Raw genomic sequence first — 22,649 nt, forward strand, 5'->3', positions numbered from 1 at the left:
AACCTTGTGAGTAATAATTGGTATAACTTCCTGCCTACCGGAAGTAGGTTTTAGGAAATAGAAAAAGTCAAGATGAGTTCATAATTGGATATTCAAGAAAGTTAACTAAATAATAACATTTTTTATGAATGATTTAAGTCTTTTTTAAGAAAATTTAAATGAGTACTGGTCTATCTTCGTTTCATTTTTTCGTAGGTACGGTATAGTATTTGTGAGAAAAAAATAATTAGTTATCAATCAAAATAGTTATCAATCAAAACCTCAATTAAAATGGGAAAAACCCTTTTCTTCTTAGTATTCTTATGCGTAACATTATCCTTTTCCCAGTCTAAAACATTTGAAATTTCAGGCACCTTAATTTCGGAGGATGAAAACCTTCCGTTAGAGTCTGCAACTGTTTATATAGAACGTGTGAAAGACAGTGCTTTAGTTGGTTATACAATAACCGATAAAAACGGTTCTTTTACTTTAGAGGATAAAACAGCAGATACGCAGTTGAATTTATTAATATCTTATGTTGGATATAAAACATATTCAAAAATCATAAAAATGGATAAAACGGAGATTAATTTAAAGACCATTACTATGCAGGTGGACGACAATGCATTGGATGAAGTCATTATAAAATCAAGAGCTCCGATGATCATTAAAAAAGATACCCTAGAGTTTAATGTGAAATCCTTTAAAACTAAAAAAGATGCCAATGTTGAAGACCTGTTAAAACAACTGCCAGGCGTAGAGGTAGAAGAAGATGGTCAAATAAAAGTAAATGGGAAACCTGTTAGTAGAATATTAGTTAACGGGAAGCCTTTTTTTGGTAATGACCCAACCATTACTACTAGAAATTTGAGCAAGGAGATTATTGAAAAAATACAGGTAGTCGATACAAAAACCAAGTCTCAGGCATTTTCTGGAGAAGAGGGTGATGATGAAAATAAAACGATTAACCTTACCATAAAAGAAGAAAATAATAAAGGGGTTTTTGGACGCGTCTCAGCAGGTGCAGGAACAGATAAAAGATATGAGTTTGCAGGGATGTTTAATCGTTTCGATAATGATCAGCGACTTAGTGTGTTGGCAGGAGGAAATAACATAAACTCGCCTGGATTTAGTTTTGGTGAAATAAGAAAAATGTTTGGAGGAGGAAACTCTCGTGGTTTTAGTGGTAATGGTTCTTTTCAAGTCGATGGACGTTCTTTTGGTGGTGGACAAGGGATTACAACCTCTAAGAATGTAGGCGCCAATTTTGCCGATAAGTTAGGAGAGAAAGTAGATTTAAGTACAGACTATTTTTATTCAGGAAGTAGTTCTGATAATGTAACATCAACGCAACGGGAAAATATATTGCCAGACTCCAGATACTTTACCAATTCAGAATCTAGATCATTTAGTGATAGTGATAGCCATAGTGCCAATATGGAGTTCGATATTGAAATTGATTCTACGCTATTGGTCAATATAGCACCAACATTTAGGCATACTAGAAACCAAACGGTTTTTTTAAGAGATGAAGCTTCTAGAGATGAGTTAAATACATTGACCAATGAATCTAATACAGAATCAACCGTAGAAACTTTTGGTAAAAACTTTAGTAACGATATTGAAGTTACAAAGCGTTTTGGCTCAAAAGGTGCTTACCTAAGCTTGGCTATAGGAAATGAAATTAGAAAAAGGGAAAGCAATGATTTTTTATTTTCCAGAACCAATATTTATGGAGATAGTCCCGATGAAATTATAAGAGATCAATTTACGGAAGGGAACAATGAAGTTAATAATTTAAATACAGATATAAATTATAACATACCCTTAATAACAAAGGGGTTGTTTTTAAATTTTGGATATAACTACAGTCGAAATGTACAAGAAGATAAACAAAGCACATTAGATAAAGATACTAATGGAGATTATACGGTTTTTAATACGGATTTAAGTACAGATTTTGAGTATATAAATGAAATACTTAGACCAAGGGTCTCGATTAGATATAGAAACAAGAAATGGTCAGCTAGATTTAATACGAGTTATTTGTATAGAAATTTAGAAAATAGAGATTTGTTAAGACCTCAATTTAGTATTAAACGTAAATTTGAAGCTATAGAATTAGGTTCTAACTTTCGTTATAGGTTTAGCCCAAAATCATCGATGTATTTTGGACATAGATTAAATAATGACCCGCCTCAATTAAGACAATTACAAGCGTTTCAAGATGTTTCTAATCCATTAAACACCATAGTGGGTAATCCCGATTTGGAGCCAACCAATAGTCATCGTATCTATATGGGTTATAATACTTTCGACCCTCAAAAAGGAACAGGTTTTTTCTCTCGTTTTAGTGCCAGTTTTATAAATAACCAAGTGGTTTCTAATACAACTATTGACGAAAATTTTGTTAGAAACACAACCTATTCAAATGTCAATGGAAATTACAGAATTAACGGGAATTTGAATTATGACAAAAAAGTTAAGCTAGATTCTTTAAGAACCTTAAAATATGGCATTGGAATTGATGGAAATAAAAATAGAACTATAAATTATAATAATGGGATCCTATATGCCAGTAACGTTATAGGTGTTTCACCTAATATTGATTTTACGTTTACATGGAAGGATCTGATGGAGTTTAGACCAAGGTACCAAATTAATTTCACTAAAAATACGTTCGGTATTGATTCCTTTAAAGATAGAGAGTTCCTGTATCATTCCCTTCATTTAAGTACAGCAACTTTTTTTCCTAAACATTTTGAATGGAGAAATGAAATACAATATAATTACAACCCTAATATTGCTGACGGTTTTCAAAAAAGCTCTTGGTTTTGGAATGCTACTTTAGCACATTCCTTGATGAAAGATAAGGCTACTTTAACACTTAAAGCTTACGACTTGTTGAAGCAAAATACAAATGCAAGACGAACTGCAAATGAGAACTTTATACAGGATTCCCAGAGTACCGTTCTAGAACAATATTTCATGTTAAGTTTTAGTTGGAAGTTTAATAGTTTGGGTGAAAAAGGAGAGGCAGATGATAGGAGATGGAGGCATGGGGTGTAGGCATTTGCCACTTTTTATGATGCTGTATAAAGTGCTGTTTGTTCCGTTAAAATAGTTTCCTACTTTTAAAGTTAGGGATTAATGTGCTATTTCCTGTTACGCCCCTTGTTTTTTTATCATTCTTTGAGAGGATAATACCAGTTTAACTTTGAAATAGCACATAATAACCGTTTCTTTTTTCCTTGATTGGGCAAAAAATAATTCAACTTTACTTATGCACGATTTCAAAGTTACATTGGTATAATAAGCAGGTCATTGTGTCGTTCTTTTTTACTAATACTCCAAAGATCAGCAACATTAATTCCACATTTTATAATGTCTTTGTGGTGAAAAGGAATCTATGGCTAAGTATGGTTATTTCGTTAGTAGGCATTTTTTAATAGACGCTAATTTTTTACTTAAAATTTTAGATCTATTGGTGTTGAAGATAAAAGATAAACCAGGTACAGTTTCCTGTTTTATATTTTTTGGTAAGTTTTTGCGATCACCAATATGATTTTCGTGTTCGGTTTTAAGTGAAATAAAAATGAGTAGAGCAGCAGTAAGGTAAAGTAATATATTTTTAATATAAAGAATTCCTCGACGCTCTGCGTCGGGGTCAGAACTGCCTTTTTTGGCAGTTCTGGGAGGGGTAAAATACAGAATTTTGGTTTTTTTTGACCTTTTTAGGTCAAAACCTGTGCTCAACTTGATTGGGTATGAAACCAGCGAAATACCTCTATGGTTCTGCCTCGAGCCTGCCTGCCGGCAAAGGCAGGGGGGATAGTTGGTTTCAAGAAATTCTTTATTTACCAGCTACCTCCAGCACCGCCGCCAGAAAAACCGCCCCCACCGAAGCCGCCGCCAAAGCCACCGCCTCCAAAGCTTCCGCCTCCAGATGAACTTCCTCCCCAACCACTAGAAGAACCTCGGTTGTAACTGCCACGGCCCATGTTACTAAGTACAATCGCTTCTAAAATATCAATGCCACTAGATCTATTGCCTCTATTGCCACCTCTTCCACCGCCACGTCTATTTTTAGATATAGAAATAAGGATGATGATAAATATAAAAATGAATATAAATATAGGTCCAACAGAAAATCCGTTTTTGGATGATTTACTAGAACCTTTATATTCACCATTTAAAACTTCAAAAATGGCATCAGCACCTTTGTTTAGCCCTCCATAATAATCATTTTGTTTAAATTCTGGAATAATAACATTTCTAACTATTTCTCCAGTAATACCTGCTGTTAGTTTGTGCTCAACACCATAACCGGGAGAAATCCAGATTTTCCGATCGTCTTTAGCTAATAAAATAAATACGCCGTTATCTTCTTTAGCTTGTCCAATACCCCATTTGTGCCCCCACCGTGGGGCTAATAAGCCAATATTTTCACCTTTGGTTGTAGGTATTATAGCAATGACTATTTGAGTAGAGGTCGTGTCAGAATATTTTATAAGCTTTTGTTCAAGGCTTTTATTTTGAGATGATGTTAATAAATTAATATAATCATAAACACTTGTTTGTTCTTTAGGGATGTCTGGAATATTATATTGTGCATGAGAACTAACAAAAGCAAAAAGTGCCATTACTAAAGTAGTGATAAGCCCTTTTGTTTTGGGTGATAACCGCATACTGAATACCGAATACTGCATACTCAAAATTTATCCTTTGGAAATTTCATTAGATAGTTCATTAACATCACCATGCCTCCAAGGGAAATAAGTTTCTAACTGTTTGCCAGCTTTTAAAACGCCTTCAGAGATGCCTTTTTTAAAGTTACCATTCATAAAATGAGATTGCATGAGGTCTTTTGTGCTGTCCCAGAAGTTATTAGGGACAACATCATTAATCCCTTTATCGCCATATATAACAAAAGATTTATCCTCGACAGCAAGATAAATTAAAACACCATTTTGCTCTTTAGTGTTGTCCATTTTGAGATAATGAAAAACTTCCATGGCACGATCAAAAATATCGCCATTTGATGTTTTTTCAATATGAACTCTAATTTCGCCAGAAGTATTTTGTTCAGCTACTCTAATAGCTTCTATGATTTCTTGTTCATCCTCTTTAGAAAGGAAATCTTCTATTTGAGACATGTACTTTTATTTAAAATCGAACTTTACGTCAACAGGTTTTTCTGCCCCCGCTTCAGCATCAAAATATGGTTTTTCATCAAAATTTAACATACCGGCTAGTAGTGAATTAGGAAATCTGTTTACGTGTTTATTATATGGCTTTATTTGTTCATTATAACGTGTTCTTGCAGTTTGAATGGTATTTTCTGTGCTAGTTAATTCATCTTGCAGTTTTAAGAAATTTTGATTTGCCTTTAGTTCGGGGTAACGTTCTACAGTTACTAGTAAACTCTTTAAAGCACCACTTAAACCTCCTTGAACTTGATTGTATTGAGCCAGTTGCTCTGGTGTGACATTTGATGGGTCAATATTTATAGAGGTTGCTTTGGCACGAGCTTCAATAACAGCCGTTAAAGTGCTCTTTTCAAAATCTGCAGCCCCTTTCACGGTATTAACTAAATTACCGATAAGATCATTTCTACGTTGATAAGATGTCTGGACATTTCCCCAAGCTTCCTTTACATTTTCATTAAGATCAACAGCGGTATTGTTAAATCCTTTTCCCCAAGAATACAGACCGATTACAAGAATTCCTATAATAATCCATGGCAAAAATTTCTTCATAATAAATAGTTTAATATAATTTGTTAATGGTTACTTATGAGACACCTAATCTTTAAAAATGTTACATAATTAAATGCCTTTTTTAGTTATGGCAATCCATTCTTAAAGATGTTGTTTTATTTTGATGAGTTGATTTTTTACATCTTCCAATTTGCTTATTATTTCATAATTAGAGAGTGTATCTTTTTTATCTTCTTTTAAATGAATTTTTGCACCTTCAAGCGTAAATCCACGTTCTTTGACGAGGTGATAAATAAATTTAAGGTTCTTTATATCTACAGGGGTGAACTTCCGATTCCCTTTGGCATTTTTTTTTGGTTTTAGAACATCAAATTCCTTTTCCCAAAAACGGATTAAAGAGGTGTTAACATTAAATGCCTTGGCGACTTCTCCAATACCGTAATAGCGTTTTTCAGGTAAATCTATATGCATTAGTCCAGTGATTGGTTTTCTAAAGAAGCATGCTCCAATAGTTTGTTAAACTCTTCAGCAGTTAAACTGCCATAGTAGAAATTTATAGGGTTAATGCGTGCACCGTCCTTCCAAATCTCATAATGCAAGTGAGGTGCTTCAGAACGCCCCGTGCTACCTACAAAACCAATTAAATCACCGCGTTTAACCTTTTGGTTTCTTCTCACATTATATTTATACAAATGCGCATATAAACTAATGTATCCAAAACCATGATCAATTCGTATATGCTTGCCATAACCGCTAGACCCTGAATCGGCACGAACAACGACCCCATCGCCACTAGCATAAATAGGTGTGCCCCTTGGTGCGGTAAAATCCATGCCCCAGTGCATTTTTCGAGCTTTGGTAAAAGGATCGGATCGCATACCATAACCAGAGGCCATTCGAGTTAAGTCTTCATTGCTTACAGGTTGTATGGCAGGAATGGCAGCCAGAAGTTTTTCTTTTTCCTCAGCCAATACGGCAATTTCATCAAGAGATTTAGATTGTACTACAATTTGCTTTTGTAGTTTATCTATTCGTTTGTTGCTTTCTATTATTAATTTGGAATTGTCAAACCCTTCTAAATCCTTATATCTATTAATACCTCCAAATCCAGCTTTACGTTGTGCTTCGGGTATCGGATTGGCTTCAAAATAAACACGATAAATATTATTATCTCTATCCTCGATGTTAGACAAAACGGCTTCGGCTTCTGCCATCTTTTTATTAAGCAACTCAAATTGTAGCTGCATATTCTGTAACTCTCTTTTTATTGCTTTTTCTTTGGGCGATTCAACATATTGACTTGCGATAAAAACAAAGATAAAAGCAAAAAAAGCACAACCTAAAATAAAAAAGGAAGCATACTTAAAAGTGGTTCTTTTTCTTCGCTCTATTTTTCGGTAAGAAAGTGATTCAGAATCGTAATAATATTTTACCTTACTCATTTCTTAAATTATACTATTTTTGCAACTAAATTGAGGTCATTTTAATCATTACATTTTATATGTAAACGAACAAACCTACAAAAAAATATTATAATCATTTAAGATTGTTTTTTATTGTAGGTTCACAATGCCCTAAATTTAAAAATAAATTATTAAGAGTAAATATAAAAATTGTTTCTAATTGAAAAGAATTTAATAGAAATAAGGTTTTAATAAAAATACATGAAGTCACAAGACATACGTTCGAAGTTTTTAAGTTTTTTTGAAGAAAAAAAGCATAGTATAGTCCCATCTGCACCTATGGTTTTAAAGGATGATCCTACCTTAATGTTCGTAAATTCTGGAATGGCTCCTTTTAAAGAATATTTTTTGGGCAATGCACAACCAAAAAACAGCCGTATTTCCGATTCCCAAAAGTGTTTACGTGTTTCGGGAAAACATAACGATTTAGAGGAAGTGGGCTACGATACATATCACCATACGCTTTTTGAGATGCTTGGTAATTGGAGTTTTGGGGACTACTTTAAAAAAGAAGCCATTGCCTGGGCCTGGGAGCTGTTAACTGAGGTTTACGGTATTGATAAGGATATATTATATGTGACTGTTTTTGAAGGGAGCAATGATGCAGATAATCTTTCAATGGATACAGAAGCTTACGATTTTTGGAAACAACACATTGCAGAAGACCGTATTTTAAAAGGCAATAAAAAGGATAATTTCTGGGAAATGGGAGAACAGGGACCTTGTGGCCCTTGTAGTGAAATACATGTTGATATCCGTTCTGCGGAAGAAAAAGCGAAAGTTCCAGGGAAAGATTTAATAAACCAGGACCATCCGCAAGTTGTGGAAATTTGGAATTTGGTTTTCATGCAGTACAATCGAAAGGCAAATGGTAGTTTGGAGGAACTTCCTGATAAACATATCGATACGGGCATGGGCTTTGAACGTTTGTGTATGGTCTTGCAAGGAGTTCAATCTAATTACGATACAGATGTTTTTACGCCTTTAATTAGGGAAATAGAAATAATTACTGAAAAGAAGTATGGTAAGCGGGAAAAAGTCGATGTCGCTATTCGTGTTATAGCCGATCATGTTAGAGCTGTAGCATTCTCTATAGCAGATGGGCAGTTACCGACTAATACGGGAGCTGGCTATGTTATTCGCAGAATTTTAAGACGTGCCATACGTTACGGTTTTACATTTCTAGGAAAAAAAGAAGCATTCATTTATAGGTTAGTTGATGTCTTGAGTAAGAAAATGGGAACAGCTTTTCCCGAATTAAAAGCTCAAAAACAGCTTATTGAAAATATTATTAAGGAAGAGGAGCAATCCTTTTTAAGAACCTTGGATCAAGGTTTGGTGTTGCTAAACAGAATCGTTGAAGAAACAAAAGGAGACACGGTATCTGGAGAAAAGGCTTTCGAGTTATACGATACTTATGGCTTTCCCATAGATTTAACAGCACTTATTCTAAATGAAAAAGGATTAAAACTTGATGAAAAAGGGTTTGAAGCCGAACTTCAAAAACAGAAGGACCGTTCGCGTGCTGCCAGTGAAATATCAACAGATGATTGGACCATTCTATTTGATGATGTAGAGGAGGAATTTGTAGGATACGATACGCTTGAGGCCAACGTTAAATTGACCCGATATAGAAAAGTTGTTTCTAAAAAGGATGGGGAAATGTATCAATTGGTATTCAATATCACACCATTTTACCCCGAGGGAGGTGGGCAAGTAGGAGATAAGGGGTATTTAGAAGATATACATGGTGATGTTGTTTATATTCTAGACACGAAGAAAGAAAACAATGTGATTATTCATTTTGCCAAAAACTTACCGGAACACATTGAAGAAACATTTAAAGCGGTTGTAGATTCAAAACAACGTTATAGGACAGAATGTAACCATACCGCTACGCATTTATTGCACCAGGCTTTAAGAGAGGTTTTGGGCACACACGTGGAGCAAAAAGGAAGCGCGGTCCACGCAAAGTATTTACGCTTCGATTTTTCACATTTTTCAAAGCTAACTGTTGAAGAGCTCCGGGATGTTGAAAATTTTGTAAATGCCAGGATCGAAGGGAAATTACCTTTAATAGAAAAAAGAAATATGCCTAAAGAAGAGGCTATAGCAGATGGAGCTATGAGTTTATTTGGCGAAAAATATGGCGATACGGTGCGTGCCGTTCGTTTTGGACAATCTATTGAGCTTTGTGGAGGAACGCACGTTAAAAATACAGCAGATATTTGGCATTTTAAAATAGTATCTGAAGGTGCAGTGGCCGCAGGGATTCGTAGAATTGAAGCTATTACCAACGATGCTGTCAAAGATTTTTATTTTGAAAATAATCGCGCTTATTTTGAAATGAAGGATTTGCTTAACAATACAAAAGAACCAGTAAAAGCTTTACAAAGTTTACAAGAGGAAAATGCCCATCTTAAAAAGCAAATAGAAGCGCTTTTAAAAGATAAAGCTAAAAATATAAAGAGTGTGCTTAAAAGTGAGTTACAGGATATTAATGGGATACAGTTTTTATCAAAAAAAATAGATTTAGATGCAGGAGGCATAAAAGATATAGCTTTTGAGTTGGGAAGTCAGTTTGATAATTTATTCCTGTTATTCGGAGCTGAGCAAAATGGGAAAGCACTGTTGTCTTGTTATATTTCAAAAGAACTGGTAGACAGTAAAGCATTAAATGCAGGCCAAGTGGTTAGAGAGCTAGGAAAGTATATTCAAGGCGGAGGCGGCGGCCAACCATTTTTTGCTACAGCGGGAGGAAAGAATCCTAACGGGATTGATGAGGCATTGGCAAAGGGTAAGGATTATTTGAATTGATCTCGCATGGTCGTTAGCAAAGGCTAAGGGTTGTTTGAATCGATCTCGCAAAGGCGTGGAGACGCAAAGTTTTGTGAATAAAAAAGAACAGGTTTTTGAGAATTATTTAGCTACAAAAATAGTTGAGTTGTTATCATATTCATATTGGTTTAGGCCCAGGCTTGTTGGAATCTGTTTATGAGGAGATTTTATTTTCTGAACTAACCGGAAGAGGATTTGAAGTAGAACGTCAAAAGAAATTGCCAGTGGTCTGGAAAGACAAAACATTAGATTTGGGATTTAGAACCGATTTAATTGTAGAGGGCAGGGTTATAATTGAAATTAAATCAGTGCAAGAAATTCCCCTGTTCATCCTAAACAATTATTGACATATCTAAAATTATCAGGATTAAAACTAGGACTACTGATTAGTTTCAACAGTCCGTTAATAAAAACAGGAATAACTAGAATAGTCAATGGTTTATAAAGATACCCTTTTTAACTTTGGGTCTCCGTGCCTTAGCGAGAAAACCCCTTAGCATCTTTACGAGAAAATAGATGAAACTACAAACAAAAATACCATTAGAAAAACAGTCTAAAAATCTAATAGACTATAAATCCAATATACTTTTATTAGGTTCGTGTTTTGTAGAAAATATTGGAAAGAAGCTAGATTATTATAAATTTCAAAACACTCAAAATCCATTTGGTATTTTATTTCATCCCAAGGCCATTGAGAATTTCATTTCACATGCTATAAATGAAAAAACCTATTTAGAAGAAGCGGTCTTTTTTCATAATGAGCAATGGCATTGCTTTCACGCACATTCAAAGTTAAGCAATACCTCTAAAGAAAATTTGCTAGATGATTTAAATAGAAATATCAAGTCAACAAATCTACAAATCAAGAAATCAACACATATTATTATCACTTTAGGAACAGCCTGGGTATATCGTTCTGTGGGCACCATGGAAATTGTTGCGAATTGCCATAAAATTCCCCAAAGGCAATTTACAAAAGAGTTGCTGTCGGTCGATGAAATTTCTAAATCAATAGCGTCTATAGTAAACATGATTAGAGGTGTAAACCCTAAAGCATCCATCATTTTTACCGTATCACCAATACGTCACTTAAAAGATGGATTTGTAGAGAATACACAGAGTAAAGCACATTTAATTTCTGCCCTTCATCAGTTTATAAATCAAAAATCGTCAACCGCCAATAGTCAATCGTTCTATTTTCCTTCTTATGAAATGATGATGGACGAACTTCGCGATTATCGTTTTTATAAAGAAGATATGGTCCATCCAAGCGAAATAGCTATTCATTATATTTGGAATCGTTTTCATGAGGTTTGGATATCTTCAAAAGCAGATAAAACAATGGAAGAAGTTAATGCCATTCAAAAAGGATTACAGCATCACCCGTTTAATTCTACTTCAGAAGCACACCAAAAATTTCTTCAAAAATTAGAATTAAAAAAAGAGGCATTACGATCTCAATTCCTACACATTTCATTCTAATAATTTTTTTAAGCATTGAACCTCTATTATAATAAATATGTAGGAGTGTGGTTAGGTTCTTTTTAAGAACAGGTCTAATTTATAGTATGGATTTTATTTTTACAAACTGTAGTTTTTGTAATATTATACTTAAACAAGGTGTTAACAAGGATGGAGAAAATATTATTACGCTTCATCTTTTTTTAATAGCGTTTTATCGATAAATTACGAATTCTTAAACTAATAATTGTAGATTTAATTCGCTATTAATCAGTTCATATTAAAACCACCAATTGTAAAAAATCAGTCAAATGATTTATGATTGGTGTTTTTTTGTAGCATGGTTTGTGTAAATTATAATGGCTCAATAAACTAGAAGTAATACCAAAAGTAAAAGCAGGTTAACTTAATATTTGTTTAACCTTAGTTTAATATAAGGGGGCTGAAAAGCCTGTATATTTGCAGTGTTAGTTTAGTTTAATTTAGTTTGCTTTAAATGCATTAGTTTAGACTTCTTATGTCGAAGAAAACTAATGTTTTTTTGTTTAAATGAAAACACGAATTCTTAGAAGCTAACAAAGCATCCACCAGCACGACCATTCTAGGCTGTGTTAAAATTGTTTTAGGCTTATAGCTAAATCCATAAAAATAACATGAACCTTCAGAGTAAAAAACCGAATTTCTTCGTTAAAAATACTCGACGTAACTTAGTTATGCCTACGCTTTTTACCTAGAACTTCAATTTTTTATATCTAAATATTCTATGCCATTTTATATCGACTTAGCTATAGTGTGAACAGGTCCTTGTAAAAATGGACATCTAAGTAAAAAAGGAATACGTAAGTATATATTGAAGAAGGTTAGTTCTAAAATATTTCTTTACTTAGCATATGCGTAAAATTCTATTTGGTGTAATAATTACTTTAATAGTCCTGTTTTCCTTTAAATATTGTGGAGATAAACAGGAAAACAAGATCGTGCTTCAAGAAAGCTCTGCACTCATTCGGGAACAAATTAAAAATGTTGGAAAATTAGTCGTAACAGAAGGACATTTTAGTGAGGTCTTTAACTATAGGAATTCCAAAGATATTTTTGGAAATTATTTTACTTCAGAAAAAAAAGCATTGGTAGTTGTTAATGCCGAAGTTACTATAGCCTATGATTTAAGCAAGATAGAATTTGAACTAGATGAAATAAATAAAACACTGACCATTTTAAGCATTCCAAAAGAAGAAATAAAAATCAATCCGGATTTGGAGTATTATGATATTCAGTCAGATTTCTTCAATCCTTTTGAAGCAAAAGATTATAATGATATAAAGAAGATCGTTAAGGCGTCACTAGGTAAAAAAATAGAAGCTTCTAGTTTAAAGGCAAATGCCAAGAATAGATTAATAAGTGAGCTCTCAAAGTTTTATATTCTAACCAATTCTTTAGGATGGATATTGAAATATGACGAAACCCATATAGCGACCCCGGAATTAATAAAAGGTATCAAACCAGAGATCCCGATTTTTCAGCGGGATTAGCCTGTCACGCAATGGGCGTAGACCAATAAAAACTTTAAAACTTTAAATGAAAGTAGAAACACGTAAAGAGGAGATTATAAAAACATCCACAATTCTTTTCCAAAAAAAAGGCTATAGTGCAGTTACTATGCGAGATATAGCTAAAGTAATGGGCATTAAAGCAGCGAGTCTATATAATCATATCGATTCTAAACAAGAAATTTTATCGAATATCATTATATCTCTGGCAGAAGAGTTTACAGACGGAATGCGGGTTATTATGAATTCAAATGATTCAAGTATAGATAAGCTAAGTAGCATAGTAAAACTTCATGTAGATATTACTTCCAGAAATACATCGGGAATGGCTTCATTAAATAACGATTGGATGCATCTTAAAGAAGATTTAGATTATTATTTAAAGTTGCGCTTGGATTATGAAGATAACATTAGGCAGATAATCGAGCAAGGCATTTTAAACGATCAACTTCAAGATTCCAATGCAGAAGTGATGCTGTTTTCAATGTTATCTACCTTGCGCTCATTGTATATATGGATTCCGAGCAAGGAAGATTTAAACCCATTGGAACTGGCCAAAAACCTTAACAAAGTTTTATTAACGGGAATTATTAAATAGTTTATCTATTTTTTTTGTAAATTTGTCATGTAAACTAACAATTGTTAGTTAGGTTGTTTTTTAGAACTTAAATAATATATGGCAGAGTTTTATAGCATAAAAGTGGCTGATGTCTATAAGGAAACAAAGGATACTTCTGTAGTCGTTTTTGATATTCCAGAGCATTTAAGAGATACATTTAAATTTATCCAAGGGCAGCATCTTACATTAAAAAAAGAGATTAATGGTGAAGATGTGCGTAGATCGTATTCTTTATGTTCAAGCCCCATAGATAATGAGTGGAAAGTGGCCATTAAGCAAATTCCAGGAGGTGTATTTTCAACATATGCCAATACAGAACTTAAAGCCGGGGACACATTAGAAATCATGGAACCTTCGGGCAATTTTTATGTAGATATTGATGCCTCCATCCCTAAAAATTATATTGGATTTGCTGCAGGAAGTGGCATTACGCCCATGCTATCCATAATTAAAACGCATTTAGAACTTGAGCCTAATAGTACATTCAAGCTGTTTTACTTGAATCGAACGGCAAAATCGATTATCTTTAAGGAAGAAATAGAGCAACTCAAGAATACGTTTTTTCAAAGGTTCCATACGTTCCATTTTTTAACAAAAGAACAAAGGGACATTGAGTTTTTAAATGGAAGGTTTACAAAGGAAAAACTACAAATATTAACCAATACATTTATTGACATAGCAGATACCAATGACTGCTTTATCTGTGGACCACAGGACATGATTTTCTTAATTCGTGACGCGTTGCAAGGTGCTGGTTTAGAAGCATCTAAAATACATTATGAGTTATTTTTCTCTGGAAGCACAGACAAAGATAATAAGCACATTATCGAAGTATTAGAACATAAAGCAGAAGGAACGGCAGTCACTATTATTGATGGAGGAAAAGAGTTTCAATTCATTATGGGAGATGACTATGATAATCTTCTTGATGGAGCCTTGGCGGCAGGAGCCGATTTGCCTTTTGCATGTAAAGGAGGTGTTTGCAGTACCTGTAAGTGCAAAGTTATTGAAGGGACTGTTGAGATGAAAATTAACTATGCACTTGACGAGAAAGAAGTTGCTCAAAATCTGGTATTAAGTTGCCAGGCAGTTCCAACAAGTGAAAAGGTAATGGTCGATTTTGATGTGTAATAAAAAACAATTCACTAATAACTGAAAAAAATGAGTGAAGCAGAAATAAAGAATTTAGAAGAAGCATTTGAAGCACGTATAGAACGCGACGAAAAAATTGAACCTAAGGATTGGATGCCGGAGAAATATCGTCAAACCCATATTAGGCAAATGTCGCAACACGCCCATTCTGAAATAATAGGCATGCTTCCAGAAGGCAATTGGATTTCTAGAGCCCCGTCTTTAAGAAGGAAAGTAGCGTTATTGGCTAAAGTTCAAGATGAAGGGGGACATGGCTTATATTTATATAGTGCTACCGAAACCCTAGGGATTACCAGAGACGAATTGTTTGAGCAGTTACATTCAGGTAAGGCAAAATACTCTAGTATTTTTAATTATCCGACCTTGACCTGGGCCGATATAGGCGCTATAGGCTGGTTGGTAGATGGTGCTGCCATTATAAATCAAGTGCCTTTATGCAATACGTCTTTTGGACCTTACGCAAGAGCTATGGTAAGAGTGTGTAAAGAAGAGAGTTTCCACCAGCGACAAGGTTATGAAATTATGGTGAAGCTAGCTAAAGGAGCTCCTGAACAAAAAGAAATGGCTCAAGATGCATTGAACCGTTGGTGGTGGCCATCATTAATGATGCTTGGACCAACAGATAACCAATCGGTACATACGGCGCAGTCTATGAAATGGAAATTAAAGCGTAAAACAAATGACGAATTGCGCCAACAATTTATTGATCAAACGGTACCGCAAGCAGAACTTATAGGTTTAAAAGTTCCAGATGAAAATTTAAAATGGAACGACGCTAAAAAAGGTTATGATTTTGGTGATATAGATTGGGACGAATTCTGGCAAGTTGTAAAAGGTCACGGACCATGTAACAAAGAACGTATGACTGCAAGGGTTAGTGCTTGGGAAAATGGCCAATGGGTTAGGGATGCAGCTATGGCACATGCAGAAAAGCAGGCAGCCTCTTTGCAAAAAGAGGTCTCATAATAAAATAAAAAATAAGTTTAATTAATAAGATACCCACTTTTGTGGGCAATACTATGAAAAAAGAATGGCCACTTTGGGAAGTATTCGTAAGAAGTAAAAACGGATTGGAACATCGTCATTTTGGAAGCCTGCACGCAGCAGATGCGGACATGGCTTTGGAAAATGCAAGGGATGTTTATACAAGAAGAAAAGAAGGTGTTAGTATTTGGGTTGTTGAGTCTAAAAACATTACAGCCTCTAATCCAAAGAACAATGGTGAATTATTTGAGCCAGCTCAAGATAAAGTATATCGTCATCCAACATTTTATGTGTTGCCTGATGAGGTAAAGCATATGTGAAACTGAAACTGAACTTGAAATCGAAGTTGAACTTGAATTTGAACTTGAAAAATGATAGATAAATATGAACAGAGATATTTCAACTTCAATTTCGACTTCAACTTCAATTTCAACATCAACTATAAAATAAGATGAAAGAGAATTTATATAATTACATATTGGGTATCGCTGATAATTGTCTGATTTTAGGACAAAGATTGGGCGAATTGTGTGGACATGGACCAAGCTTGGAAACAGACATTGGTTGCACGAACATTGCTTTAGATTTACTAGGACAGGTACGTAGCTATTATCAATACGCAGCTCAGGTTGAGGGAGCGGGTAAAACTGAGGATGATATTGCGATGCTACGCCCAGAAAGAGGCTATTTTAATACCTTATTGGTGGAGCAGCCCAATACGGATTTTGCCTATATAATGGCAAGACAATTTTTGTTTGATGCTTATCATTATATGTTTTTACAGGAACTTAAAAATAGTAAGGATGAAACTTTAGCTGCCATAGCAAATAAGTCTATTAAAGAAGTGTCTTATCATTTACGTTTTTCTACAGATTGGATAATACGTTTAGGAGATGGCACCGAAGAAAGCCATGAACGTATGCAAGCCGCAGTAAATAGCTTATGGACATATACAGATGAGCTGTTCCATCAAACAGAAGCAGATAAAGTTATGATATCCCAAGGGGTAGGTGTAGAAACGGCTAACTTAAAAGAAGCTTATTACGGTAAAGTATCAGAAGTTTTAGAAAAAGCAACCTTATCGGTTCCGGAATCAAAATATTTTCAAAAAGGAGGAAAACAGGGTATTCATACAGAACATATGGGCTATTTGTTAGCAGATATGCAATATATGCAACGCGCATATCCTAATATGGAGTGGTAAAGCCCTCCTTAATCCTTCCAAAGGGAGGAGATTTGATTATGAATAAATTTAAGTATTCAAACAAAAAACAAATTAATTTCCGAATAAAGATCAGAAGGATTAGGGAAATGAAGATTAACAATTAATAAAATCATTGCAACAAGAACTAAAAACATGAATTAAGGTATTTCGATTTCAACTTCGATTTCAATTTCAAAAAATATGAACTTGAGGCTGAAATCGAAATTGAACTTGAAATCAAATCTGAAGTTGAAAAATGATGAGGAATAAATTTAAAGACATACCATATTCGAGTAAGAGTCCTTCCCCTTTGGGGAAGATAGATGGGGCTTTAATTCCCATTCTAGCCCAGGTTTCAGACCCGGAAATACCGGTACTGTCAATTTTAGATATGGGTGTTGTTCGTTCTGCTAAAATAGTTAATGGCGAAGTTTTAATAAAAATAACACCAACATATAGTGGTTGTCCAGCAATGGATGTGATTGCAGATGATATTAAATTAGCATTAAAACAAGCTGGTTTCGAATCAAAAATAACATTGGTTTTATCTCCAGCATGGACCACGGATTGGATTACCGAAAAAGGAAAGCAAGCGCTTGAAAATTATGGAATAGCAGCGCCTTTAGAAGCAAATGCAGATAAAGAAGCCTTATTGGAAGGTGAAAAATTGGTAAAATGTACTAATTGTGGTTCAAAAAACACCACATTGGTGAGTCAATTTGGTTCAACGGCATGTAAAGCATTGTTTAAATGTGAAGACTGCCAGGAACCCTTTGATTATTTTAAGTGTTTAAAATGACAACTTGATGTCACCCTGAGCGCAGTCGAAGGGTCTCATCAAACAAAAGTGAAGTTAAAAAAACTCCAGCTGGGGTTTATCTCGAGCGGAGTCGAAAGACAAGAATAAAGGTATGAGCAATTCAATTCTTTTAAAAATTGAAAATAATATAGCGTACATAACGCTTAATAGACCAGAAGTCTTTAATAGTTTCAATCGTGAAATGGCTTTGAATTTACAAAGCGTCTTTGATGATTGCGAGAAAAATGATGCTATTAGAGCCATAGTTTTAACAGGGAACGGAAAAGCATTTTGCGCTGGTCAAGATTTAAAAGAAGTCACCTCCCCAGAATTGAACCCGGGATTCAAAAAAATACTGGAAGAGCATTACAATCCAATAATTCTAAGAATAAGAAATATAGAAAAGCCAATTATTGGAGCCATCAATGGCGTGGCAGCAGGAGCAGGAGCAAACATTGCTTTAGCATGTGATGTCGTTATAGCAGACGAAAAAGTGAATTTTATTCAGGCATTTAGCTTAATAGGCTTGATTCCTGATAGCGCAGGAACCTTCTTTTTACCAAGATTAATCGGGTTTCAAAAAGCATCTGCATTAGCTATGTTAGGAGATAAGGTAAGTGCTGAAGAAGCAGAACGTTTAGGGATGATTTACAAATGGGTACCATCCGATGTGTTTTCAGAAACCGTTAAAAAGACAGCTTCTAAAATGGCAAATATGCCAACAAAAGCATTAGGTTTAATTAAGAAAACACTAAACCAATCGCTAACTAATAATTTAAAAGACCAGTTGGCATTAGAGTCAAAACATCAAATTGAAGCGGCAGGAACTGAAGATTATGCAGAAGGGGTGGCCGCTTTTATTGAAAAACGCCAACCAAACTTTAAAGGCAAATAACAGTTTTTGTCACCTTGAGTACTTTGGCTGCGCTTGGTATAAACTAAAGTCGAAAGGTCTCATTATCGATAAAATAAACATGAATAAAGAATTTCTTATACAAGTACACAATCGTGTGAAACCATTCATTCACGAGACCCCTGTGCTCACCTCTCAATTAATTGATGAGATGGTCGGTGCCCATGTCTATTTTAAGTGCGAGAATTTTCAAAAAATGGGTGCTTTTAAAATGAGAGGCGCTACCAATGCTGTTTTGAGTTTAACAGAAGAAGAAAGAAATAAGGGGGTCGTAACACATTCTTCTGGTAATTTTGCTCAAGCATTGTCATTGGCGGCAAATAAAATAGGAGTCAACGCCTATATAGTCATGCCAAAGAATGCGCCCCAAGTAAAGAAACATGCGGTAAAAGGCTATAAAGGAACTATTATTGAAAGTGAGTCTACGCCCATGGCCCGTGAAAAAATGGCCGAAAAAGTGAAACAGGAAAAAGAAGCTATTTTTCTTCATCCTTCAAACGACCATAATGTCATTTATGGGCAAGGAACTGCCGCTATCGAATTGTTGGAAAAGCAACCACAATTGGATTATATTTTGACGCCTGTTGGTGGTGGTGGACTTATTGCGGGAACAGCTTTAGCTGCAAAATATTTTTCTGAAAAATGTAAAGTTATAGGAGGTGAACCTAAAAATGCAGATGATGCTTTTCGATCCAAAAAAAGCGGAAAAATAGAGTATAATGAATCTGCCGATACCATTGCGGATGGTTTACGAACACACCTCGGAGATAAAAACTTTCCCATCATTAAAGCAGACGTAGAACGCATTATTTTAGTTGAAGAAGAAGAGATTATAGAGGCTATGAAGCTTGTTTGGGAACGCATGAAAATAATTATTGAGCCTTCAAGTGCTGTAGCATTTGCGGCTTTATTAAAAGAAAAAGAACAATTTAAAAATAAAGAAGTTGGAATTATTATATCTGGCGGAAATGTAGATGTAACGAATTTACCATTTTGATTGACGATTTTAGATTGAAGATTTATGAATTTTGAACTAAAAACAACATATATGAGGCCTAATCAGTTGGAGGAAAGATTGATTCGATTTTCTATTGATATCATTTTATTGTGTAAAACAATAGATAAGTCTTTTGCATCAGAGCATCTAGCTAAGCAATTAATAAGGTCGGCTACATCTTCCGCTTTGAATTATGGAGAAGCCAGAAGTGGAGAATCAACAAGAGATTTTTTACATAAAATGAAAATTTGTTTAAAGGAACTAAGAGAGTCGTTTGTTAATCTGAAAATTCAGAAAGGCTCAGGTACTCTTTTAGATTCAGACACATTAAAAAAAATATTAAAAGAGAACGATGAGTTGATTTCTATTTTTGTTTCAAGTATTAAAACAGCATCAAACAAGTTAAAAGCATAATTGAATTATGTTAAATCAACAATCAACAATCAACAATCGATAATCGTCAATCATTAAAAACAGTATCAAACAAGCTTAAATCTTAGTTTTGAATATGTCAAATCAACAATCAAAAATCGACAATCGACAATCCCAAATCACTAGAGTGGGCATTATTGGTGCCGGAACCATGGGAAGCGGCATCGCTCAGGTTGCTGCCACTGCTGGTTGTCAAGTGAAATTATATGATACTAATAAGGCCGCTTTAGATAAAGTAGAAATGGCTTTAGAAAAAATATTGACACGCTTAATTGAAAAGGGACGTATCAATGCCGAAGAGAAATTAAGAATTCAAAGCCATATTCAATATGTTGATAGTTTGAAAAGCTTGGGAGATTCAAATCTCATCATTGAAGCCATTATTGAAAACATAAATATAAAAAGGCAGGTGTTTTTGGAATTAGAAAGCTACGTTGCCGATGATTGTATTATTGCATCAAACACTTCAAGTTTGTCCATCGCCTCTATTGCCGCATCATTAGAAAAATCAGAACGTTGTATTGGCATTCATTTTTTCAATCCGGCACCATTAATGAAATTGGTTGAGGTGATTCCTGCGATTCAAACATCTAAAGATGTTTTAGATACATCTGTTGCAATTATTTCCGATTGGAAAAAAACGGTAGCCATAGCAAAAGATACCCCTGGTTTTATAGTAAATAGAGTAGCGCGTCCATTTTATGGAGAAGCATTAAGGATTTATGAAGAAGGTTTAGCGGATTTTGCAACGATTGATCACAGTTTAAAAACATTAGGAGGTTTTCGTATGGGACCATTCGAATTAATGGATTTTATAGGAAACGATATAAATTATACCGTTACAGAAACAGTATTTACAGCATTTTACTTTGACCCAAGGTACAAACCCGCATTTACACAAAAGCGATTTGCAGAAGCCGGTTATCTAGGGAGAAAGTCTGGAAAAGGGTATTACAATTATGACGAAAACGGTAAACGTGTCATTCAGAGCGATAGCGAAGAATCTCAAAATAATGGGATAGCAGAAGTTATATTCAATCGTGTTTTAGTGATGCTCATCAATGAAGCAGCAGATGCCTTGTTTTTAAATATTGCTTCGGCCAAAGATATAGACCATGCTATGACCAAAGGCGTTAATTACCCTAAAGGGCTATTAGCTTGGGCAGACGAAAAAGGCATTGATTGGTGTGTTGAAACCATGGACAATTTATACAATGAGTATCATGAAGATAGATACCGTTGCAGCCCGTTGCTAAGGAAAATGAAAAAGGAGGGTTTGAGGTTTTTTAAATAGGCATTAGGTAATAGGAAATAGGTATTAGGAAATAGTATTAGTATGACTAGCAATTATCATTTTAAGTTTGAGGATTTAAAAGTTTATCAAAAAGCTATGGATTTTGGTGAATTAGTTGATGGGCTCGTTAGAAAATTTCCTAATCATGAGTTATATGCTTTATCATCCCAATATAGAAGAGCGGCAGATTTAATTGCTTTAAATATTACTGAAGGATATCCAGGTTCTGATGCACAATTTGTTAAACATTTAAACCATTCGATTTATAGTGCAAACGAATGTGTAAGTTGTAGTACAAAGGCTAAAAGACGATTATATATTAATTTTGAAGAAGATGAAGAGAACAGAAGGTTGCTATCTGAATTAACAAATATGCTGTCTTCATTAAGAAATAAAATTTTAGAAAGAAATCAACAAACTAATCCCTAATTCCTAATCCCTAATACCAACAGAAATGCCTTTAAACGGAGAACAAATACCATATAAAATGTTAAATCAAGATGCCTATAGCCAATGGCTGGGTATTGAGATTTTAGAAAGTGAGATAGGACGAGTAAAAATAGCGATGACTATTCGTAGGGAAATGTTGAATAGCATGAACTATGCGCATGGAGGTATTAGCTATTCGTTAGCGGATACAGCATTTGGGTTCACATCGAATACTCATGGGAAATATGCCGTATCTATTGAAACAAGTATCAATCATATAGAAGCTCTTAACGAAGGAGATTATTTGGTTGCCGAATGTGTTATTGAAAAAGTAAATAACAAATTAGGCTTTAATGTGGTAGAAGTAAAACGGGGCGAAGAACTGGTGGCACTGTTTAAAGGTGTGGTTTATCGTACTCAAAAGGATTGGGAAGAGTAGGATTGAGGATTGATGATTGACGATTGACGATTGATGATTTAAGAATTTAAAAAAAATCAACAGGCATAAATAATTAAAAAACTAAAAAATAAGATGTAGATTAAATGATAAAATGAATTTGAACAAATCAAAAATCAGCATTCAGAAATCTACAATCAACAATCAATATGGAAGCATATGTTATTAAAGAAGTTGTTTATCGTACTCAAAAGGATTGGGGAGAGTAGGATTGATGATTGACGATTGAGGATTGATGATTTAAGAATTTAAAAAAAATCAACAGGCATAAATAATTAAAAAACTAAAAAATAAGATGTAGATTAAATGATAAAATGAATTTGAACAAATCAAAAATCAGCATTCAGAAATCAACAATCAA

The 22,649-nt window shown here is 34.4% G+C and carries 22 protein-coding genes and 1 pseudogene; 17 read left to right on the forward strand and 6 right to left on the reverse strand.

Going from position 1 to position 22,649, the window contains the following annotated elements; translation table 11 throughout:
- Positions 1-270 precede the first annotated feature (270 nt).
- Positions 271-3,048 carry a TonB-dependent receptor gene (locus PQO00_RS16405; protein ID WP_274185941.1) on the forward strand — a complete coding sequence of 926 codons (2,778 nt, stop codon included), beginning with the start codon at positions 271-273 and terminating at the stop codon, positions 3,046-3,048.
- 354 nt (positions 3,049-3,402) lie between these two features.
- Here PQO00_RS16405 and PQO00_RS16410 read toward each other — a convergent pair whose 3' ends face one another.
- From PQO00_RS16410 to PQO00_RS16435, 6 genes are all read right to left on the reverse strand, one after another.
- Entirely contained in the window at positions 3,403-3,735 is a 333-nt protein-coding gene (locus PQO00_RS16410; RefSeq protein WP_274185942.1) for a hypothetical protein, read from the reverse strand.
- Positions 3,736-3,836: 101 nt separating this feature from the next.
- Positions 3,837-4,622 carry a YgcG family protein gene (locus PQO00_RS16415; RefSeq protein ID WP_274185962.1) on the reverse strand — a complete coding sequence of 262 codons (786 nt, stop codon included), beginning with the start codon at positions 4,620-4,622 and terminating at the stop codon, positions 3,837-3,839.
- Positions 4,623-4,697: 75 nt separating this feature from the next.
- The gene (locus PQO00_RS16420) at positions 4,698-5,135 is read right to left on the reverse strand and encodes a TPM domain-containing protein (RefSeq protein WP_274185943.1); all 438 of its coding nucleotides are present in this window, start codon (positions 5,133-5,135) and stop codon (positions 4,698-4,700) included.
- Between the two features lie 6 nt (positions 5,136-5,141).
- Positions 5,142-5,738, reverse strand: a complete 597-nt coding sequence (locus PQO00_RS16425; protein WP_274185944.1) for a LemA family protein — start codon at positions 5,736-5,738, stop codon at positions 5,142-5,144.
- Between the two features lie 102 nt (positions 5,739-5,840).
- Positions 5,841-6,170 (reverse strand): MerR family transcriptional regulator, encoded by a 330-nt coding sequence (locus PQO00_RS16430; RefSeq protein ID WP_274185945.1) that lies wholly within the window; start codon positions 6,168-6,170, stop codon positions 5,841-5,843.
- Entirely contained in the window at positions 6,170-7,141 is a 972-nt protein-coding gene (locus PQO00_RS16435) for a M23 family metallopeptidase (protein WP_274185946.1), read from the reverse strand. Before PQO00_RS16435 ends, PQO00_RS16430 begins: the two co-directional genes overlap by 1 nt.
- A gap of 222 nt (positions 7,142-7,363) precedes the next feature.
- Between PQO00_RS16435 and alaS the strand changes: the two genes are divergently transcribed.
- The 16 genes and pseudogenes from alaS to PQO00_RS16515 all read left to right on the forward strand — a co-directional run bounded on the left by alaS (position 7,364) and on the right by PQO00_RS16515 (position 22,270).
- Positions 7,364-9,979, forward strand: coding sequence for an alanine--tRNA ligase (gene alaS / locus PQO00_RS16440; protein ID WP_274185947.1), 2,616 nt, complete (start codon positions 7,364-7,366; stop codon positions 9,977-9,979).
- 164 nt (positions 9,980-10,143) lie between these two features.
- Positions 10,144-10,445: pseudogene (locus tag PQO00_RS16445) on the forward strand (GxxExxY protein).
- A gap of 71 nt (positions 10,446-10,516) precedes the next feature.
- Positions 10,517-11,482, forward strand: coding sequence for a GSCFA domain-containing protein (locus PQO00_RS16450; protein ID WP_274185948.1), 966 nt, complete (start codon positions 10,517-10,519; stop codon positions 11,480-11,482).
- Positions 11,483-12,351: 869 nt separating this feature from the next.
- Positions 12,352-12,990, forward strand: a complete 639-nt coding sequence (locus tag PQO00_RS16455; RefSeq protein ID WP_274185949.1) for a DUF4230 domain-containing protein — start codon at positions 12,352-12,354, stop codon at positions 12,988-12,990.
- A gap of 46 nt (positions 12,991-13,036) precedes the next feature.
- On the forward strand, positions 13,037-13,606 hold the full coding sequence (locus PQO00_RS16460) for a TetR/AcrR family transcriptional regulator (protein WP_274185950.1): 570 nt from the start codon (positions 13,037-13,039) through the stop codon (positions 13,604-13,606).
- Positions 13,607-13,684: 78 nt separating this feature from the next.
- Complete coding sequence (paaE, locus tag PQO00_RS16465; RefSeq protein WP_274185951.1) at positions 13,685-14,758, forward strand: 1,2-phenylacetyl-CoA epoxidase subunit PaaE; 1,074 nt, start codon at positions 13,685-13,687, stop codon at positions 14,756-14,758.
- A 30-nt stretch (positions 14,759-14,788) separates the two neighbouring features.
- Positions 14,789-15,745 carry a 1,2-phenylacetyl-CoA epoxidase subunit PaaA gene (paaA, locus tag PQO00_RS16470; RefSeq protein WP_274185952.1) on the forward strand — a complete coding sequence of 319 codons (957 nt, stop codon included), beginning with the start codon at positions 14,789-14,791 and terminating at the stop codon, positions 15,743-15,745.
- 53 nt (positions 15,746-15,798) lie between these two features.
- Positions 15,799-16,083 (forward strand): 1,2-phenylacetyl-CoA epoxidase subunit PaaB, encoded by a 285-nt coding sequence (paaB, locus tag PQO00_RS16475; RefSeq protein ID WP_274185953.1) that lies wholly within the window; start codon positions 15,799-15,801, stop codon positions 16,081-16,083.
- Positions 16,084-16,214: 131 nt separating this feature from the next.
- Positions 16,215-16,967 (forward strand): 1,2-phenylacetyl-CoA epoxidase subunit PaaC, encoded by a 753-nt coding sequence (gene paaC, locus PQO00_RS16480; protein ID WP_274185954.1) that lies wholly within the window; start codon positions 16,215-16,217, stop codon positions 16,965-16,967.
- A gap of 259 nt (positions 16,968-17,226) precedes the next feature.
- Positions 17,227-17,766, forward strand: a complete 540-nt coding sequence (gene paaD / locus PQO00_RS16485; RefSeq protein ID WP_274185963.1) for a 1,2-phenylacetyl-CoA epoxidase subunit PaaD — start codon at positions 17,227-17,229, stop codon at positions 17,764-17,766.
- Between the two features lie 112 nt (positions 17,767-17,878).
- Positions 17,879-18,661, forward strand: a complete 783-nt coding sequence (locus tag PQO00_RS16490; protein ID WP_274185955.1) for an enoyl-CoA hydratase-related protein — start codon at positions 17,879-17,881, stop codon at positions 18,659-18,661.
- A 79-nt stretch (positions 18,662-18,740) separates the two neighbouring features.
- Positions 18,741-19,676 carry a pyridoxal-phosphate dependent enzyme gene (locus PQO00_RS16495; protein ID WP_274185956.1) on the forward strand — a complete coding sequence of 312 codons (936 nt, stop codon included), beginning with the start codon at positions 18,741-18,743 and terminating at the stop codon, positions 19,674-19,676.
- Positions 19,677-19,700: 24 nt separating this feature from the next.
- The gene (locus tag PQO00_RS16500) at positions 19,701-20,090 is read left to right on the forward strand and encodes a four helix bundle protein (protein ID WP_274185957.1); all 390 of its coding nucleotides are present in this window, start codon (positions 19,701-19,703) and stop codon (positions 20,088-20,090) included.
- Positions 20,091-20,184: 94 nt separating this feature from the next.
- On the forward strand, positions 20,185-21,402 hold the full coding sequence (locus PQO00_RS16505; RefSeq protein ID WP_274185958.1) for a 3-hydroxyacyl-CoA dehydrogenase NAD-binding domain-containing protein: 1,218 nt from the start codon (positions 20,185-20,187) through the stop codon (positions 21,400-21,402).
- Between the two features lie 42 nt (positions 21,403-21,444).
- The gene (locus tag PQO00_RS16510) at positions 21,445-21,831 is read left to right on the forward strand and encodes a four helix bundle protein (protein WP_274185959.1); all 387 of its coding nucleotides are present in this window, start codon (positions 21,445-21,447) and stop codon (positions 21,829-21,831) included.
- Between the two features lie 25 nt (positions 21,832-21,856).
- Positions 21,857-22,270 (forward strand): PaaI family thioesterase, encoded by a 414-nt coding sequence (locus tag PQO00_RS16515; protein ID WP_274185960.1) that lies wholly within the window; start codon positions 21,857-21,859, stop codon positions 22,268-22,270.
- The last annotated feature ends 379 nt before the right edge of the window (positions 22,271-22,649 follow it).

Origin of the sequence: Flavivirga sp. 57AJ16, from assembly GCF_028736925.1 — a bacterium.
Classification (GTDB): Bacteria; Bacteroidota; Bacteroidia; order Flavobacteriales; family Flavobacteriaceae; genus Flavivirga.

What these genes read in the sequence shown, in the direction of transcription:
- PQO00_RS16405 (WP_274185941.1), top strand. Translation starts at nt 271, where the DNA reads ATGGGAAAAACCCTTTTCTTCTTAGTATTCTTATGCGTAACATTATCC.
- PQO00_RS16415 (WP_274185962.1), bottom strand. Translation starts at nt 4,622, where the DNA reads ATGGCACTTTTTGCTTTTGTTAGTTCTCATGCACAATATAATATTCCA.
- PQO00_RS16420 (WP_274185943.1), bottom strand. Translation starts at nt 5,135, where the DNA reads ATGTCTCAAATAGAAGATTTCCTTTCTAAAGAGGATGAACAAGAAATC.
- PQO00_RS16425 (WP_274185944.1), bottom strand. Translation starts at nt 5,738, where the DNA reads ATGAAGAAATTTTTGCCATGGATTATTATAGGAATTCTTGTAATCGGT.
- PQO00_RS16430 (WP_274185945.1), bottom strand. Translation starts at nt 6,170, where the DNA reads ATGCATATAGATTTACCTGAAAAACGCTATTACGGTATTGGAGAAGTC.
- PQO00_RS16435 (WP_274185946.1), bottom strand. Translation starts at nt 7,141, where the DNA reads ATGAGTAAGGTAAAATATTATTACGATTCTGAATCACTTTCTTACCGA.
- alaS (WP_274185947.1), top strand. Translation starts at nt 7,364, where the DNA reads ATGAAGTCACAAGACATACGTTCGAAGTTTTTAAGTTTTTTTGAAGAA.
- PQO00_RS16450 (WP_274185948.1), top strand. Translation starts at nt 10,517, where the DNA reads ATGAAACTACAAACAAAAATACCATTAGAAAAACAGTCTAAAAATCTA.
- PQO00_RS16455 (WP_274185949.1), top strand. Translation starts at nt 12,352, where the DNA reads ATGCGTAAAATTCTATTTGGTGTAATAATTACTTTAATAGTCCTGTTT.
- PQO00_RS16460 (WP_274185950.1), top strand. Translation starts at nt 13,037, where the DNA reads ATGAAAGTAGAAACACGTAAAGAGGAGATTATAAAAACATCCACAATT.
- paaE (WP_274185951.1), top strand. Translation starts at nt 13,685, where the DNA reads ATGGCAGAGTTTTATAGCATAAAAGTGGCTGATGTCTATAAGGAAACA.
- paaA (WP_274185952.1), top strand. Translation starts at nt 14,789, where the DNA reads ATGAGTGAAGCAGAAATAAAGAATTTAGAAGAAGCATTTGAAGCACGT.
- paaB (WP_274185953.1), top strand. Translation starts at nt 15,799, where the DNA reads ATGAAAAAAGAATGGCCACTTTGGGAAGTATTCGTAAGAAGTAAAAAC.
- paaC (WP_274185954.1), top strand. Translation starts at nt 16,215, where the DNA reads ATGAAAGAGAATTTATATAATTACATATTGGGTATCGCTGATAATTGT.
- paaD (WP_274185963.1), top strand. Translation starts at nt 17,227, where the DNA reads ATGAGGAATAAATTTAAAGACATACCATATTCGAGTAAGAGTCCTTCC.
- PQO00_RS16490 (WP_274185955.1), top strand. Translation starts at nt 17,879, where the DNA reads ATGAGCAATTCAATTCTTTTAAAAATTGAAAATAATATAGCGTACATA.
- PQO00_RS16495 (WP_274185956.1), top strand. Translation starts at nt 18,741, where the DNA reads ATGAATAAAGAATTTCTTATACAAGTACACAATCGTGTGAAACCATTC.
- PQO00_RS16500 (WP_274185957.1), top strand. Translation starts at nt 19,701, where the DNA reads ATGAATTTTGAACTAAAAACAACATATATGAGGCCTAATCAGTTGGAG.
- PQO00_RS16505 (WP_274185958.1), top strand. Translation starts at nt 20,185, where the DNA reads ATGTCAAATCAACAATCAAAAATCGACAATCGACAATCCCAAATCACT.
- PQO00_RS16510 (WP_274185959.1), top strand. Translation starts at nt 21,445, where the DNA reads ATGACTAGCAATTATCATTTTAAGTTTGAGGATTTAAAAGTTTATCAA.
- PQO00_RS16515 (WP_274185960.1), top strand. Translation starts at nt 21,857, where the DNA reads ATGCCTTTAAACGGAGAACAAATACCATATAAAATGTTAAATCAAGAT.